Source organism: Alphaproteobacteria bacterium SS10, from assembly GCA_019192455.1.
In the GTDB taxonomy this organism is placed as follows: Bacteria; Pseudomonadota; Alphaproteobacteria; order TMED2; family TMED2; genus TMED2.
Genome location: JAHCML010000006.1, coordinates 100082 through 115751 on the forward strand (window position 1 = coordinate 100082; position 15670 = coordinate 115751).

Consider the following 15670-nt stretch of genomic DNA (forward strand, 5'->3'; position numbering starts at 1 on the left):
ATAAGATGACCGATAAGATCACGCATGACATCGATACAGCTGAGGTTGTGGAAACTGGCGCACGACCATCCCTTTGGTCCGTCCTGAAGACAAAGCGGTTCCTGCCCCTGTTCCTTACCCAGTTTCTGGGGGCCGTGAATGACAACATGTTCAAGCAGGCGATCACCCTGCTGATCTTGTTCAACCTAGCCACCAGCGATGGCGCTGGCGGGCTCGCCGTGGTTGCGGGCACGGCGCTGTTTATCCTGCCCTACCTCTTATTCTCCGTCCTAGCCGGGCAATTGGCCGACCGGTTTGATAAGGCGAAGATCACCCGCACCCTCAAAATGACGGAGATCGGCGCCGCACTGGTTGGCATTGTCGGGCTGGTTACCACCAGCATTCCGATCCTGATGCTGGCACTATTCCTCTTTGGCCTACAATCCGCCCTATTCAGCCCATCGAAATACGCCATGCTGCCCCAGCACCTGCGTGATGATGAGCTGGTGTCGGGCAATGCGCTGCTTGAGGCCGGGGCCTTCACCGCCATCATCACCGGCCTGATTATTGGCGGCTTACTCTTGCTGACGCCGATGCCAACCCTGGCCATCGCGATTGCCACCCTGGCAGTCGCCGGTGTGGGTCTGGCCGCCAGCTTCGCGATCCCAACGGCACCGAGCCAAGCACCAGCGCCGCCAGCCCTGGATGGCTGGAAACCAAAGGCAATCTGGGCGCAGCTTCAGGAAGCGGCAGCCAAACCCCAGCTTTTCTATCCAATTCTCGGCATTGCCTGGTTCAACCTGCTGGGCGGGGTCCTGTTGGCCCAACTGCCGGTGCTGGCAAAAGCTGAGCTCGGCGCGTCTGAGACCATGACGACGCTGCTGTTCGTTGCCTTCACAATTGGTATTGGCGGTGGCGCCCTGCTTACGGACAAGCTGCTGAAGGGTCGTATTACCGGTCAATGGGCGCCTGTAGGCCTGATCATCGTGACCCTGTTCATGCTGGATCTGGCAATCATTGCCGACTATCCGCATGCGTTACTGGCAGGCATTGGCGATGCGAGCGTGTTCGCAACGATCCTGGCCAGCCCACAGAGCTGGCGCCTGTTCATCGACCTGATTGGCATTGCTGTCGGTGGTGCCCTGTTTGTCGTACCGCTCTACGCCATGCTTCAGCATAAGGCGAGTGATGAAGAGCGCGCCCGCATCATCGCGGCCAGTAACGTTATGGCCGCCCTATTCATTGTGGTTGGTAGCGGTGTTGCCGCCGCCCTTATGACCCTTGGCGTGAATGCTGGGGTTGTGCTGGCAGCCCTCGCCATCACCAATATCTTCGCTGCTGGCTATGCCGTGCGCCTGGTTCCAACGCTGCTGGTACGGCCCGTATTCCGCACCTTGCTGCAGCTACTGTTCCGTATGCGGGTTAATGGTGTGGAGCGGTTGGATAAGCTTAAAGGGCCCGGTGTCTTTGTCGCCAACCATGTCTCCTACATTGACGGGATTATTCTGGCCGCCAGCCTACCTGGCCGCCCGGTTTTTGCCGTCCACACCCATGTCGCTGAGAAATGGTGGGCCCGTCCCTTCCTGGCGCTGGTCGATTTCAAATCGCTGGATCCAACCAACCCCCTCGCGCTTAAAGCGTTGATTGAGGAGGTTAAGGGTGGCCGCTCCATCGTCATCTTCCCAGAGGGGCGGATTACCCAAACCGGTGCCTTGATGAAGGTATATGAGGGTCCAGGCCTAATTGCCGAACGTGGTGGCGTACCGCTGGTCCCAATCCGGATTGATGGTCCGCAATTCAGCAAGTTCTCCCTGCTTAAGGGCAGCATGCCCCAAGTCTGGTTCCCACGAGTGACCGTGACGATCGAGCAGCCCATCCATCTGGATATTCCAAGTGATGTGAAAGGTCGCGCCCGCCGTGAGCAGACCGACTTAGCGCTCTATGACGCCCTGGCCGACCTTAGCTTCAAGGCCTCAAACCGCCATACCGACATCTATGGCGCCCTAACCTTTGCTGCACGCCGCTTTGGCATGAAGTCGGAGGCTGTGGGCGATATTGAGATGCCATCCATGCCCTATCGTCGGCTAATCGCCGGTGCCGAGGCCCTGGGTGCCAAACTTGCCAAGCTCGCCGACAAGGGAGAGCGGATTGGCGTGATGCTGCCAACCAGTATTGGCGGGGTGGTGACCTTTATGGCGCTTCAAGCCTATGGGCGCGTTCCGGCCATGTTGAACTTCACCGCTGGTGCTGGCGGCATTCTAAAGGCGACAGAAGCGGCCACGGTAACCAGGGTGCTGACCTCCCGCCGGTTCATTGAGAAGGCCAATCTGGAAGAGCTGGTCGCCGGTATCGAGCACAAGCTTGAGCTGATCTATCTCGAAGATATCCGCCCAAGCATCGGCACGCTCGATCGCCTTTGGGCCCTAACGAAGACGTTCTTCACCAAATGGGTGTGCCGTGCGCGCAAAATTGATCCCGATGCGCCCGCGCTCGTGCTCTTCACCTCCGGCTCTGAGGGGGCACCGAAGGGTGTTGTGCTGAGCCATAGCAACCTGCTGTCGAACTGTAAGCAGATTGCAGCCCGGGTGGACTTTACCCAGCGAGACAAGGTGCTGAACGCCCTGCCCATGTTCCATAGCTTTGGGCTGACCGGTGGCACGCTGCTGCCGCTTGTATCTGGCGTTCCGACCTTCCTCTACCCATCGCCCCTGCACTACCGCGTGGTGCCTGAATTGGCCTACAGCTTTAACGCAACCATCATGTTCGGCACCGACACTTTCCTCAGTGGTTATGCCCGTATGGCTCATGTCTACGACTTCTATGCCATGCGTTATGTCTTTGCCGGTGCCGAGCGAGTGCGCCCGGAAACCCGCCGCACCTATATGGAGCAGTTCGGCACTCGGATCTTCGAAGGCTATGGCACGACTGAGACCGCACCTGTGATTGCGGTGAATACACCGATGCACAATCGCCCTGGCACCGTTGGCCGTCTGCTGCCCGGCATGCGCTACAAACTGGAGCCGGTTCCAGGCGTTGAGGAAGGCGGCCGCCTTAAGGTTGCCGGCCCGAATGTCATGCTGGGTTATCTCAAGATTGATAAGCCAGGCCAGCTTGAGGCAGCAGAGCCAGGCTCAGATGAGAACACCCGCTGGCACGATACCGGCGACATTGTCGAGGTGGATGCTATCGGCTTCATCACGATTAAAGGTCGGGCCAAGCGCTTTGCCAAAATTGGTGGTGAGATGATTTCCCTGGCCGCTGTCGAGGCGCTAGCAGAAACAGCCTATCCAGAGATCCAGACCGCCGTTGTTAGCCAGGCCGATCCGTCAAAGGGTGAGAAACTGATCATCTGCGTCGCCGGTGAGAAGCTTGATCTCGCCAAACTGCGTAAAGCAGCGAAAGAACAGGGGCTGCCAGAACTGGTGGTGCCAAAGGACCAACTGGTCATGGAAGAACTGCCACTGCTTGGCACCGGTAAGATCGATATGGTCAGCCTGAACAAGCTTGTTGCGCAGGAACGTGAACTAGAACCCGTATGATTAAGATGCGTGCTATATGTATCGGGCATAATTTTCAACGCGCTCTAGACGCACCGAAACGGCTTTAAACACATGATCACTTGGGTAGACATTTATCCACTTACCACCGGGAACATCATTCTTATCATCAGGCAGCCGATGCCGCCTGAGGGTGAGCTGACCGTTGTGGTGAAGAAAACCGGCTTCTCAATCTACTGCGAGAAGGAACAGATCGGCGAGATTGAGAATGTCGACCCCGATATCTTAAAGGCGCTAGCGGCGAGCGAGCTGCTCGGCATGTTGGAATGGCCTGAGGGTGGTGAAGAGCCCGATTATCTTGATCGCTATGCAAAAGTTGTCGACAAAACCGCGGCGTAAAGCGACTGCAGCAAAGCGCAGAAAAACCAGCCAAAACAAAGGCTAAAATGAAAAGCCCTAGTGAAACTGGTCGACACCTAAGCCCATGCGTAGCAAATATTCGAAACGCTAAATTAGGCACTTTCTTAATGTGCCCGTACAGTCTTTAATAGGGATAACCGATCATCTGCAGGGGTGCAGGGATCACGTAGATTTGGGGGTTTAAAATGGTTGCACCAGCTCTTATTTGGGGCGCTCGTATCGCACTTCCGGCCATTGCACGTGTTGGCGGACCGCTGCTCGCGCGGGTCGGAACCGGTTTACGTGGTGCCCTTGGTTTTGCGGCCAAACGACCTGTCACGACCTTAGTTGGCGCTGAACTCGCCACCGGCGGTGCTGTTAGCGACGCCATCCTTCCGGAAATGCCAAATATGGGTGAGATGGCCAGCAGTGCTGGCAATTGGCTCACCGGCACAACGGCCGGCAACCTGACCATGGGTGCTGGCGGCCTGTTCCTTGCCAGCCGTCTGTTTGGCGGTGGCGGCGGCGGTGGTGGCATTGGCGGCATGCTGAATAAAGTTGGTGGTATTGCCGCCGTTGGTGCTGCAATTGCCCCGATCTTCATGGCTGAGAACGGCATGGGCCGCGCCATGGAAGGTTTCCAGAATGTCTTCCGCGGCATTGCTGAGGGCTCCATGCGGGGCGATTGGTCTCAAATGCATCGTGGCTTCGGTCAACTTGGCGGTGTCTACAGCGAAGGCTTCGGCAACATTGGTGATCGCCTTGGCCTTGGTGGTGATAACAGCCCATCTGCTGGTCCTGCAGGCGCCGCTCTTGCGGCCGCTGGTGTGACCCGTGTTGGCCGTGATGCACCGGCAGCCCTTACAGAAACCGGTCTAGGCATGGATAGCCCCGCCGCAGGTGCAGGCGACCTTGCAGCGGGTGAACAAATTATCGCTGGTGTTGAGGGGGCAGAAGCCCAAGCAGCAGAGCGTCGTGCCTCTATCGGCCAAATGCGCCGGGAAGCACGTCACGGCGGCTAGTTTGATCCAGACAAACTGAGTTGAATGAAGGGGCTGTTCAATCAGTCCCTTTTTTCATGCCTGACTACCGGTAGGGATCAGCCGCATCCCGTAAGCCATCGCCAAGGAAGTTAAAGGCAAGAATGGCGATGATAACCGGTACCACTGGCAGCATTAGCCAGGGGTATAGGACCACGATGTTGATGTCCTGGGCTTCGGTCAGCAACACGCCCCAGCTATTGATCGGTGGCCGCAAGCCGAGCCCGAGATAGCTAAGCGCTGTTTCGCCAAGGATCATGCTGGGGATCGCCAGGGTCGCCGAGGCAATGATGTGGCTCGAGAAGTTGGGCACCAGATGCTTGAAGATGATCCGCCGGGGCCTAGCACCCAGCAGCCTAGCGGCGCTGGCAAAATCTTCCTCACGCAAGGCCAGTAGTTTTGAGCGCACGGCTCGTGCAAGGCCAGTCCAGTCGATCAGACCTAAGATGATGGTGATCGAGAAGAAGACGAGGATGGGACTCCACGTCACCGGTACCGCAGCGGACAAGGCCATCCATAGCGGCAGTTCAGGCAAGCTGCGGATCGTCTCAATCACCCGCTGCACAATGCTATCGACCCAGCCACCGAAATAGCCTGCCAAGCCACCGATCAGAATGCCGAGGAATAGGCTAACCGCAATTCCGATAAGGCCAACGGTCAGGGATATCCGGGCGCCATAGATGATACGGGAGAGCACATCACGGCCCAGCCGATCAGTCCCCAGCAAGAACATGGTGCCGTCCACAGCGGGGCAAACCAAATGGCCCGATGCTTCAAACAGGCCCCAGAACTGATAGCTATCGCCGCTACAAAAGAACCTTAAGGGCTGCACCTTCTCGGAGTTCGGGGTGTAGACGCGCTGCAAGTTCTCCATGTCGAGGGTCTGGTCATACCCGTAGACAAAGGGCCCAACAAAGCTCCCCTCATGGAAAAGGTGTATGGATTGCGGCGGGGCCAGCACATGCTTGCTGTCCCGCGTATCCTGCGCATAAGGGGCCAGGGGTTCAGCAAAGGCCGCCATCAGATACAGCAGCAATAAAATGAAGGCTGAGAAGATGGCCAGCCGATGCTGCTTAAGCTTCAACCAGACGAGGCGCCACTGACCGGCAAACGCCAGGTCATCATGCATGTTCGTGTCACGCTCTGCCTGCCCAGGATCAAAGGCCTCATCACTCACCACATGGGTGGTGGCATCCAGGCTGGGCGGAAGGGTCGTTGCCTTGGCGACCATCAGCGAACCACCCCGCCGCCAACCCGAATTCGCGGGTCGAGCAGCGCCAACAGAATGTCTGAGATAAAGACACCGATGACCGTCAACATGGCCAAGAACATCAGGAAGGAGCCTGCCAGGAACATATCCTGGCTCTGCAACGCCTTAACCAAAAGCGGCCCGGCGGTCGGCAGTGACATCACGACCGATACAATGGCGGCACCTGACACCACCTGCGGCAGCAGGTTGCCAATGTCAGCCACGAAAGGGTTCAAGGCCATGCGCAGCGGATATTTGACCAGCAAACGCGCCTCGCCCATGCCCTTAGCCCGGGCGGTGGTCACGTAGTGCTTGCGAAGCTCATCCAACAGATTGGCCCGCAACCGGCGGATCATTGCCGCCGTACCTGACGTCCCGATGACAACCACCGGCACCCATAGATGAGCCAGCACGGACAAGGCCTTATCAACGCTCCATGGCTGATCCAGATACTGCGGGTCCATCAATCCGCCAATTGAGGTGCCAAACCAAACATTGGCGAGGTAGAGCAGCACCAAGGCAAGAAGGAAGTTCGGCGTCGCAAGACCGATAAAACCAATAAAGGTCAGGCCGTAATCCCCCACACTGTATTGATGGGTCGCGGAATAGACGGCGATTGGGAACGACACCAACCAAATGAAGATGATCGTGGCGAAGTTCAGAACGAAGGTGAGCAGCAGCCGGTCGCCCAATACATCGGCCACCGGCAGGTTGAACTCAAAACTATGGCCCAAATCACCTTGCAGCAGGCCGGTGACCCAATTCCAGTATTGGATATATAGCGGCTTATCGAGGCCGTACTCGGCGCGCAGAAACTCAATCTGTTGCTGGGCGGTGCTATCACCCTGGGCCTGCAATTCGGCCAATTGGGCCGTCAGGTAATCCCCCGGGGGCAATTGGATCAGGGTGAACACCAGGATGCTGATCGCAATCAGCGTCGGGATCATCACCAGTAATCGACGAATTAAGAAGTTCAGCATTGCCCATGCCGGTCTAAAGCGCCCATCACGACGGCGCCTAATTGCCCATTAGGTCTACCCGCGACAAAGGGCAATTGCCAGCCAGCAAATGCGCTGGGCCATCACAGGCACTTCACGATTGGCTAATTTGCCCGCTGGGCAAAGCTGCGGCCAGGTTGGGGAAGGTCTGTCACCGAGACGGCATCATCACGGTAGAACAGATCCATGCGGTGAACACCAAAATAGCCACCCGGATCCCAGTTATAGAGGGCATCACGCGGCACGTTCTTCAGATGGTCGGCGATCACCACCGGCTGCGGCACCTGGGAAATTGTGCCGATGGTGAACACACTCTCGGCAAACACCTGCTGCATCTCTTCCCAGACGGCGACATGACGCTCGTCATCGGTGGTTGAGCTCCATTCCTTATAAAGCTCAAGCAATCGCTGAGCCTCAGGCAATGACGGCGCCTCACCAGACTCACCATGGGTCTCATAATACTGTCCCCAGGCAGGCCATTGAAGGTGATCCTGGCGCACGGGGGCAAACTCAGTCGGCGCCATGCTTGCGGTTGGTAAGCCGTTATCGAGGCCGGTCCAAACCGACATCAACGCCTCACCGCCATAGACGCGGTTGCGGAACAACTCCCGCTGGCTCGGCCGGGTAATCAGATTAATGCCAAGCTTGGCGTAGCTATCGCGGATCAACAGCAAGACATCGCTCTCAAGCGTCGACTCCCCGGCGCTCTCAACAATGATCTCCATGGGTTGACCATCAGATAGCAGCCGGTCGCCCGTATTAGGGTCACGGCGAAGTCCCGCCTGGTCGAGCAGCTTCCCAGCTTTGGCGAGATTGAACTCGGCATAAGCCTCGGCGAAGGCGGGGTTATAGAGTGGGCTTTGCGGCAGCGTGCCGTTCGCCGTTGCTTTGCCCAGGCCAAAGAAGATGACCTGATTGATCTCCTCCCGATCAATGGCGAGGGACAGGGCGCGCCGAACCCGCACATCCTGAAACGCTTCACGCCAGGCTGGATCCTTCGCCGTCAGGTTGGGGTAAAGCGCCAGTTGCGAGCCACGGCCATTGGACCAAAGGGCAACGTCATAGCCTTGGGCGCCCGCGCTCTTCTTTAACAACGCATAGTCTTCAAACCTCAGATACCGGGCCTGCAGGTCACTCTCCCCCGCCGCCACCTTGGCCGGTATCAACTTCGCATCAGCGATGGTAAAGACCACCTCATCCAGATAGGGAAGCTGTAGGCCCCGGCTATCAACACGGTGGAAATAAGGATTGCGGCGGAACACCTTACGGGTGCCGATGCCGGCCTTATCCAAGATCCAGGGCTGCAACACCGGTAGGTCCGGGTTCTCGTTCTTATAGGCCTTGCTGACCCCATTGAAGAGTGCGGCCCAACTGCGCTTACTCGCAGCATCGACGCGCTGTTGAAGCTGACCCGGGTCAGCATAGTCAGCGTGAAACGACTTCAGATAGTGCGATGGCATGTAGAGGTAGAGCGGGGAAGCCGCTGCCAACTCATGCATCAGCATTGGGTTAGGCGTCGACCAGGTGAAGCGGACGGTGGTCTCGTCGAGCACCTCAAAGCTCGGCAGCTCACCCTTCATCCGCATGACCGGCGGCGGCCCACTTGGGTTCACCTCTTCGTTCAGCGCCACATCTTCCCAGAAAAACCGGAAATCCTCGGCCGTGAATGGCGCACCATCTGACCAGCGATGGCCGGGCCGCAGATGGAAAGTGAAGATGCGGTTCTCTTCAACCTCGAGCCGCTCAAGGATGTCTGGCTGCAGCTCGAAATCGGCGTTGTAGCCAATCAAGCGGGCATAGCCATAAACCACCATCTGGCGCACATCCTTATCGCGCGACATCAGCATGGTAAGACGACCGCCAGACTTGCCTGGCTCACGACCCATCGCCGCCATATCGGTAACATGTGGCGTCGCTGGGACACGTTCAGCGACAGGTGGCAGCAGACCAGCGGTGACCCGCTTGGCCAGGCTTGGTGGTTCGATCAAGTCAGACGGTGAGGTTGCAAACGCCGTTTGGGCGCCAAAGGGCAGTGCGGCGATCACGCTAAGAGCAAGCGCGGCGGCGGTTTGACGGAACATGTTAAGGCCGCTGCTTGGGACAGGTGCGATCAAGCCGAATTGTCCTGTCATGCCCTCGCTCTCACAAAATGGTTATCTGCCACTGATATCAGCCCGGGTTGGTGCTGTTGGTCAATGGTAAACGGCTCTGGCCAGGCTTCTGGCTCACTTTGCCCACCATCGCGGATCTTCTCAAAATCCAACTTCCGATCCAGGCGCGGCTCCGGTACCGCGGCCAGCAAGGCCTTGGTGTAGGGGTGGGTTGGATTGTTAAACAGCGCATCCCGATCCGCGACCTCAACCAGATTACCACGGCACATAACGGCGATCCGGTCAGCCACGTAATCAATCACCGCAAGATTGTGAGAGACGAAGAGATAGGTTAGGTCCAGCGCCTTCTGCAGGTCCTTCAACAGGTTCAGGATTTGCGCCTGAACTGAGACGTCCAGGGCAGAAACCGGCTCATCACACAGCAGTAGTTCTGGGTGCAGTGCTAGAGCACGCGCCACCCCGATACGCTGGCGCTGACCGCCAGAGAAGCTGTGTGGGAACGCCGATAGCTTACGGGAGTCGAGGCCAACCAGATGCATCAACTCAACTGCTCGCTCTCGCCGCCAGGCCTGGTCACCCACCTCCTGCACCAAGAATGGCTCAGTCAGAATCTCTGAAACCGGCATGCGGGGATTGAGCGATCCAAACGGGTCTTGGAAGACGAATTGGATCTTCTTGCGAAGGTCGTTTCGGCGCCACTGGTTCTCATCGAACCGGGTAACGTCGAGCGCCTTATCCGCCGCGGCGTGGTAGCGGACTGTGCCAGTGTCGGCATGTTGTGCGCCCACAATGATCTTGGACAGGGTGGTTTTGCCGCTGCCGCTCTCCCCCACTAGGCCCAGGCACTCACCCTTACGCAAGGTAAGGTCGATACCGCGTAGGGCTTTGATCCCCTCACCCGCCTTAAGTGGGTAAGTTTTCTCAACCCCCTTAATCTCAAGCAACGGCGCTCCACGCGGCACCGGTTGCGGTTTATGGGTTTCGCTATCGACCTCGGCGGCCTGCTGACCGGCCAGGGCGCGACTGACCTCAATCGGCCGAAGTGGCTGGAGGCGTTTATCCCGGTCGGCACCAATGGTTGGAACAGCGCGGAATAAGGCCTGCAGATAGGGGTGGGAGGCATTCTGGAACACCTGATCAACCGGCCCACGCTCCATAATCCGGCCGCGATAAGCGACGACGACATAATCCGCCATATTCGCAACCACCCCCAGATCGTGGGTGATCATCAGGACCGACATACCGAACTCGCCCTGCAAGTCACGGATCAATGTCAGAATTTGCGCCTGGATGGTGACGTCCAGGGCGGTGGTTGGTTCATCCGCGATCAGTAAGGCCGGTCGGTTGATCAGCGCCATCGCAATCATGGCCCGCTGGCGAAGCCCACCGGATAGCTCAAACGGATACTGGCTGAGCGATTGGCGCGGATTTGGAAACCCAACCCGGTTTAACATCTCCTCTGCGGCCTCAAGGCAGGCCGCGCGGCTCATCTTGCCATCCTCACGGGCATGGAGGCGAAGCACCTCACCAATCTGATCACCAATGGTGTGCAGCGGCGATAGGGACGTCATCGGCTCCTGGAAGATCATGCCAATACGATCACCACGCAGCGCCCGAAGCTGGGATGATTTAGGCGACAAAGCCGCCATATCGATGGGCGGCTCATCAGCCCCTTTGTCGAAAAACAGAACCTGGCCGCGCTCAATATTCGCGGTGGCAGGCAATAGCCGCATGATCGTGTTGGCTATGACAGACTTGCCGGAACCACTCTCCCCCACCAGGGCCGTGACCTTGCCGGCTGGGATTGGGAAGGTCACCCCGTCGACCGCCTTTGTGTCTCCCTCCAAACCCGAGAAGGAGACAGCAAGGTCATGAATCTCAACGATATTCGACATAAAGGATGGATCAGTGCTCGAGAGGCTGGCGCCAGCGAATAGCCGGGTGGTCCGTGGTGACGGCGAGGAAGCGCTCAACAAATTGCCATACCTCGGCGCTATGCACCAAATGATGGGTCATCAAACCGATTTGTGTGGTTGTGACCCTGTCACCAATTCGCGCCGCTTTCAGGCGTTCAATGATCGGCGCCAAGGCAGTTGCCGCCCCGGTATAGGCACGATCGTCCCGCCAGTTGATAGGGTCGCAATGAACATTCAAGCGCGCCAAACCATCGGGTAGCTCAACATCCGGCTGATCGGCAAAACAAGACAGCGCCGCAAAATCTAAACCGGGCAAGGCATCAACAACATCGGCATTAATACGGTTCCATGGCGGAACCAACATCGATAAGCGCGATGGGTGATTGCGCGGCATCAGATCATCAAGGATAGCCTGCCCACGTCCAATTCGATCAATGACCGCCGCAGCGCCCAAACCACCGCCAAGCTCAATTTTCTTCTGACCAGGCGGCGCGTTATTGTCATGGGACAGGCCATGCTGTGCGCAATAGAGATGGGGCGTATCAGCGACCTGTTGAACCAGGCCGGGTTGCAGCCGCGCCGGGATAACCGCAAGGACCAGTTGGGCTGCAAACTTTTGGGATAGCCCAGTCAGGCGGTCTAAGGCTTTGCTACACTCCACAGCATCATCATCCCGCCACCAAAAACGAGATGTCAGCCCAGCGCTGGACCAGGCGTCGAGTTCATCGACAAGCGCGGTCCAGGCGGCATCCTCTTCCATGGGATCAGGATGCGATTTTATCGAGGATGAAGGCTGCCGTCTTACCAGCGCCGTCGAGCGATAGTTTAGGCGGCGGGGAGATTACGGTGCCCCGCTCCCATAGTGCGTTGATCGCCTCGGCTAGTTTCTCAGGCGTCAGGTTATCCGCCTTCTGAACCGCAACCAGTCCATGGGCTGCCAGCTTCTCGGCGCGTACCCGCTGCTCCGTCTCCTGCCCCTCATCATACGGGACGGCGAGCCCACGGCGGCCAGCGATGATCCACTCCATCACCGTGTTATATCCTGCCTGACCAATGCTAAGGGCGGCCCGCGCATGCAGGATGGCCATATCGGGTCTAGCCCGCTCAATCAGGATACCCTCCGGCGCATGGTCCATCAGACGACCAATATCTGGGCCTGGCATTGCCGGACCACAGATCAGGTGCCAACGACGATCGGCCAGGATCGTATGCGACTTCGCCGACATGGCACAGGCCAGCAGGTCATAGCCAACGGCACCACCACCGGCGGAGACGATGACCTCTTCACCTGGCTCGTTGAATGCGCTGACCACGGGTTGCAGGCTGCGCTGATCAACCACAAAACCGGTATAGGTCAAGCGATTGCCATAGGTGGGATCAACCGGGAAGCTATCCTCCAGGCGCATGAAGTTTGGATCACCATGAACCAAGATATGGTCGATATGTTGGCTCAACTGATCAGCGATCCATGGCAGCCGGTCTTCCTTTGCAGGCGGCACAAGTACGTCGCGAACTGAGCTAATAGTCACCGGCCGATCATCCCAGCCAGCAATCTCTTCCAAGAGCGGCTCAAGCTCAAAGCGGAAGCCACGGCGACCGAAGGGGTAAAGCTCAAGCACCAGGGCGGCAGGGCGAATACTCTTCACCAGGGCAATTAACCGACGCCGGCGTGCTGACAGATACTCTTCGGTTACTGGTTCACCGTCAGGGTCACGGTGGTCGTTGAAGTCTCTCTCGTTAATGCCAATGGCTGGCAGTTGCTCAACCCGGCAATTCGGCACCATGGCCGCCATGTCATTGGTACCGCCATTAATCACCACCACCTCAACATCGAGACGCTTACCCGCCTTTGCCGTTGCCTCTGCAAGGGCAGCGGTTCGGTGGACATGGCCCATGCCGAGAAGGTGTTGAATGTAGAAGGCGACAGTTGTCATGGAAAATCTGGTCTGGGCGCGGAAGGCGCTCTGGCTCAAAAGCCAAAGCTGCCGAGATCAGGCCCCTCGCCCGAGATGGTGAGGCCGTGAAGCGCTTCATCTAAACGATCTGCGGCTTCATTCAAGCCATGATTCTCCTGCACGTTCTGGAATGCAGCATGGCCGAGAGCGTGGCGACGCTCTGTATTGGTCAAAAGCTCACGCACGGCGGCGGCAAATGCATCGGTGTCACGGGGCGGGGTAATCAGGCCGGTTTCATTGTTCAAGACAATGTCGGTGACACCGCCAAAGTCACCGGCCACCACCGGAACACCGGTCGCCTGCGCCTCAAGCAGGCTCATGCCATAAGCCTCATTGATCGCTGGCCAGACATAGGCGTCGGTGGCGCTGTGCAGAACCACCATCGTGTCGGCTGACGCCTCGCCGATTGGCACGACGCGGGTGCCCAGCGGACGCATGGCGGTCAGCACCTGCGGGCGGGCGGGACCATCGCCAGCAATGATCAGTCGGAAATCGAGGTCATCCAGCTGCTGTAGCGCTTTTGCGAGTTCACGGTAGGATTCAAGCTTATCCCCTTCCCGCATCATGCCAGCGGCGAGCAACCATGGCGGCCCCGGGTCAATACTGAACCGCCGGGCCAGCACATTGCGGGCACTACCACCACGGCCACGTGCCATGGCAAATGGCGTAACATCGAGGAATGGCCGCAGGATCATCATCCGATTGGGATCGGAGAGCAGCGGCATGACGCATTCAGTATCCGCCGTGTTGAGCCCAACCACCATCGCAGCCTGACCAAGCGCCTCGGCAACTGCATTGTGCCCCATATCCCAGGCCCCATTAGCCTGTTTTGGCGCATAGGAGGCTTCAGCCACCACATAGGGAATGCCCATGGCCTGACAGTAGCCTGGACCAATCCAATCGGGTGCCTTGTGATAGAGGTGGTAGGTGAACCAAAGACTTGGGCGGAGCTCCGGACGCAGCATCTCTGTACGCTGAATAAGCCGGGTTGCCGTCGTCACCCCAACATCACGCAGACGGGTTTGGCGAATGTAGTCACCGGCGCCATCGCGGCTAGAAAACTTTGATGCGACCTGCACTGTATGACCGGCGGCCTCCAGCGCTTTGATAAGCAGCTGGGCCATCATCCGGTCACCGGACGGTTTCGGATCGTCCGGTGCCTTCATCGGCGCGTAGAAGGCAATTCTCATAAGGCTGGTTTTGGTTCTGCCTTACCGGCCACGGGGGATTCCGTAGCATTTGGGAGCTCGGTGTCTGTCACCAGACATTCTTGCATCAGTTGTAGGAGTGGGGACAGACAATGGTCAAAGGTGAATTCGGTTTCGACGCGTTGTAACACCGCCGTGCCCATGCGCTCCCGCAGCGCCACATCATTGGCCAACCCTGTGATAGCAGCAGCGAAAGCCGCAGGATCATTGGGCTCCACAAGCCTGCCGGTCTTGCCGTCTTCGATAAACTCTGGAATGGCACCGACATTGGTCGCCACAGCTGGTAGGCGCTGTGACGCGGCTTCCATCAGGACATTTGGCAGCCCATCGCGATCTCCTGAGCCAGTGATTCTGCTCGCCAAAAGAAACAAGTCAGCAGCCTGACAGAGTGAAGTCACCGTCGATCTCGGCTGCGGCCCATGCCATGTGATGCGATCACTAAGCCCAAGAGATTCAGCTAACGCCTTAAGACTATTGGCCTCATCACCGCCCCCCACATGGTCCCAGCGCCAATCCAGGTCAGTGGGTAACTGGGCCAGGGCTTCTAGGATGGTATCCAGCCCCTTCTTCTTAACCGCGCGCCCAACGGTAAGTAGCCTCAAGGTAGCGTCATCACGCTTTTCTGGTGGCGTTGGCATCTCCGCCAGATCTAGCCCGTGATAGACAAGATGCACCCGCTCCGGTTTCTCAGCCAGATTGCGCAGATGGCTGACATTGCCAGCGGTGCAGGTGACGGTCCATTTGGCGTCATCAAGCTTCTCTGCCAACTCCCAATCGGGCGAGGTGTAGATGTCCTTCGCATGGGCAGACACTGAGAAGTCTAGGCCCCGCATAATCGCGGCATAGCGGGCCACGGAACACGGTGTATGCAGAAAATGGGCGTAGATCAGATCTGGGTCATCGCCCAGCTCTGCCGCCATAACCAGGGCTTGTCCAAACCGGCGAACGCGATTGGCCGTGCGATCCCGGTCGAGGTCACGCCGCCAAAGCGAGATAGCCCGTCGATAACCAGGCATACGCCGGGCCTTCAACCAGCCACGTAACACCCTGACCGGCTCCTGGTAGAGATACTCAGGTAGGTAGGTGATGGCGGCCTTGATCCGTTCGTGCACCGGGTGACGATAAGGATCAGTTGGGTGACGAAGGGAGATCAGATGTAGCGTTGCACCCGCCTTCTCCAACCCCTCAAGCTCTTGGGCAATAAAGGTTTCGGAAAGCCGCGGATAGCCTTTCAGCACGACGGCCAAGCGTAAGCCGTCTAACGGCTTAGAAGATGAGATTGGGGGCATCGGTTGGCGTAGCCGAATTCGGACCAGAC

At 58.1% G+C, this 15670-nt stretch carries 11 protein-coding genes; 3 read left to right on the forward strand and 8 right to left on the reverse strand.

What is annotated here, in order from left to right:
* The first annotated feature begins 5 nt into the window (after positions 1 to 5).
* The 3 genes from KI792_10545 (at position 6) to KI792_10555 (ending at position 4897) form a co-directional block, all read left to right on the forward strand.
* A complete protein-coding gene (locus tag KI792_10545; GenBank protein MBV6633453.1) occupies positions 6 to 3518 on the forward strand; it encodes an acyl-[ACP]--phospholipid O-acyltransferase in 3513 nt (1170 codons plus the stop codon).
* A 72-nt stretch (positions 3519 to 3590) separates the two neighbouring features.
* Positions 3591 to 3875, forward strand: a complete 285-nt coding sequence (locus KI792_10550; GenBank protein MBV6633454.1) for a hypothetical protein — start codon at positions 3591 to 3593, stop codon at positions 3873 to 3875.
* A gap of 206 nt (positions 3876 to 4081) precedes the next feature.
* Complete coding sequence (locus KI792_10555) at positions 4082 to 4897, forward strand: hypothetical protein (protein MBV6633455.1); 816 nt, start codon at positions 4082 to 4084, stop codon at positions 4895 to 4897.
* A gap of 64 nt (positions 4898 to 4961) precedes the next feature.
* On the opposite strand, the gene KI792_10560 is transcribed toward KI792_10555, so the two are convergent.
* From KI792_10560 to KI792_10595, 8 genes are all read right to left on the reverse strand, one after another.
* Entirely contained in the window at positions 4962 to 6044 is a 1083-nt protein-coding gene (locus KI792_10560) for an ABC transporter permease (protein ID MBV6633456.1), read from the reverse strand.
* A gap of 101 nt (positions 6045 to 6145) precedes the next feature.
* Positions 6146 to 7144 (reverse strand): ABC transporter permease, encoded by a 999-nt coding sequence (locus KI792_10565; protein ID MBV6633457.1) that lies wholly within the window; start codon positions 7142 to 7144, stop codon positions 6146 to 6148.
* Positions 7145 to 7266: 122 nt separating this feature from the next.
* Positions 7267 to 9243 carry an ABC transporter substrate-binding protein gene (locus tag KI792_10570; GenBank protein MBV6633458.1) on the reverse strand — a complete coding sequence of 659 codons (1977 nt, stop codon included), beginning with the start codon at positions 9241 to 9243 and terminating at the stop codon, positions 7267 to 7269.
* Positions 9244 to 9290: 47 nt separating this feature from the next.
* Positions 9291 to 11168 carry an ABC transporter ATP-binding protein gene (locus tag KI792_10575; GenBank protein MBV6633459.1) on the reverse strand — a complete coding sequence of 626 codons (1878 nt, stop codon included), beginning with the start codon at positions 11166 to 11168 and terminating at the stop codon, positions 9291 to 9293.
* 10 nt (positions 11169 to 11178) lie between these two features.
* Complete coding sequence (locus KI792_10580; GenBank protein MBV6633460.1) at positions 11179 to 11949, reverse strand: polysaccharide deacetylase family protein; 771 nt, start codon at positions 11947 to 11949, stop codon at positions 11179 to 11181.
* A 4-nt stretch (positions 11950 to 11953) separates the two neighbouring features.
* The gene (locus KI792_10585) at positions 11954 to 13123 is read right to left on the reverse strand and encodes a glycosyl transferase (protein MBV6633461.1); all 1170 of its coding nucleotides are present in this window, start codon (positions 13121 to 13123) and stop codon (positions 11954 to 11956) included.
* A gap of 35 nt (positions 13124 to 13158) precedes the next feature.
* Complete coding sequence (locus KI792_10590) at positions 13159 to 14334, reverse strand: glycosyltransferase family 4 protein (protein ID MBV6633462.1); 1176 nt, start codon at positions 14332 to 14334, stop codon at positions 13159 to 13161.
* A complete protein-coding gene (locus KI792_10595) occupies positions 14331 to 15641 on the reverse strand; it encodes a glycosyltransferase family 4 protein (GenBank protein MBV6633463.1) in 1311 nt (436 codons plus the stop codon). The genes KI792_10590 and KI792_10595 overlap by 4 nt, the downstream gene beginning before the upstream one ends.
* Positions 15642 to 15670 lie beyond the last annotated feature (29 nt).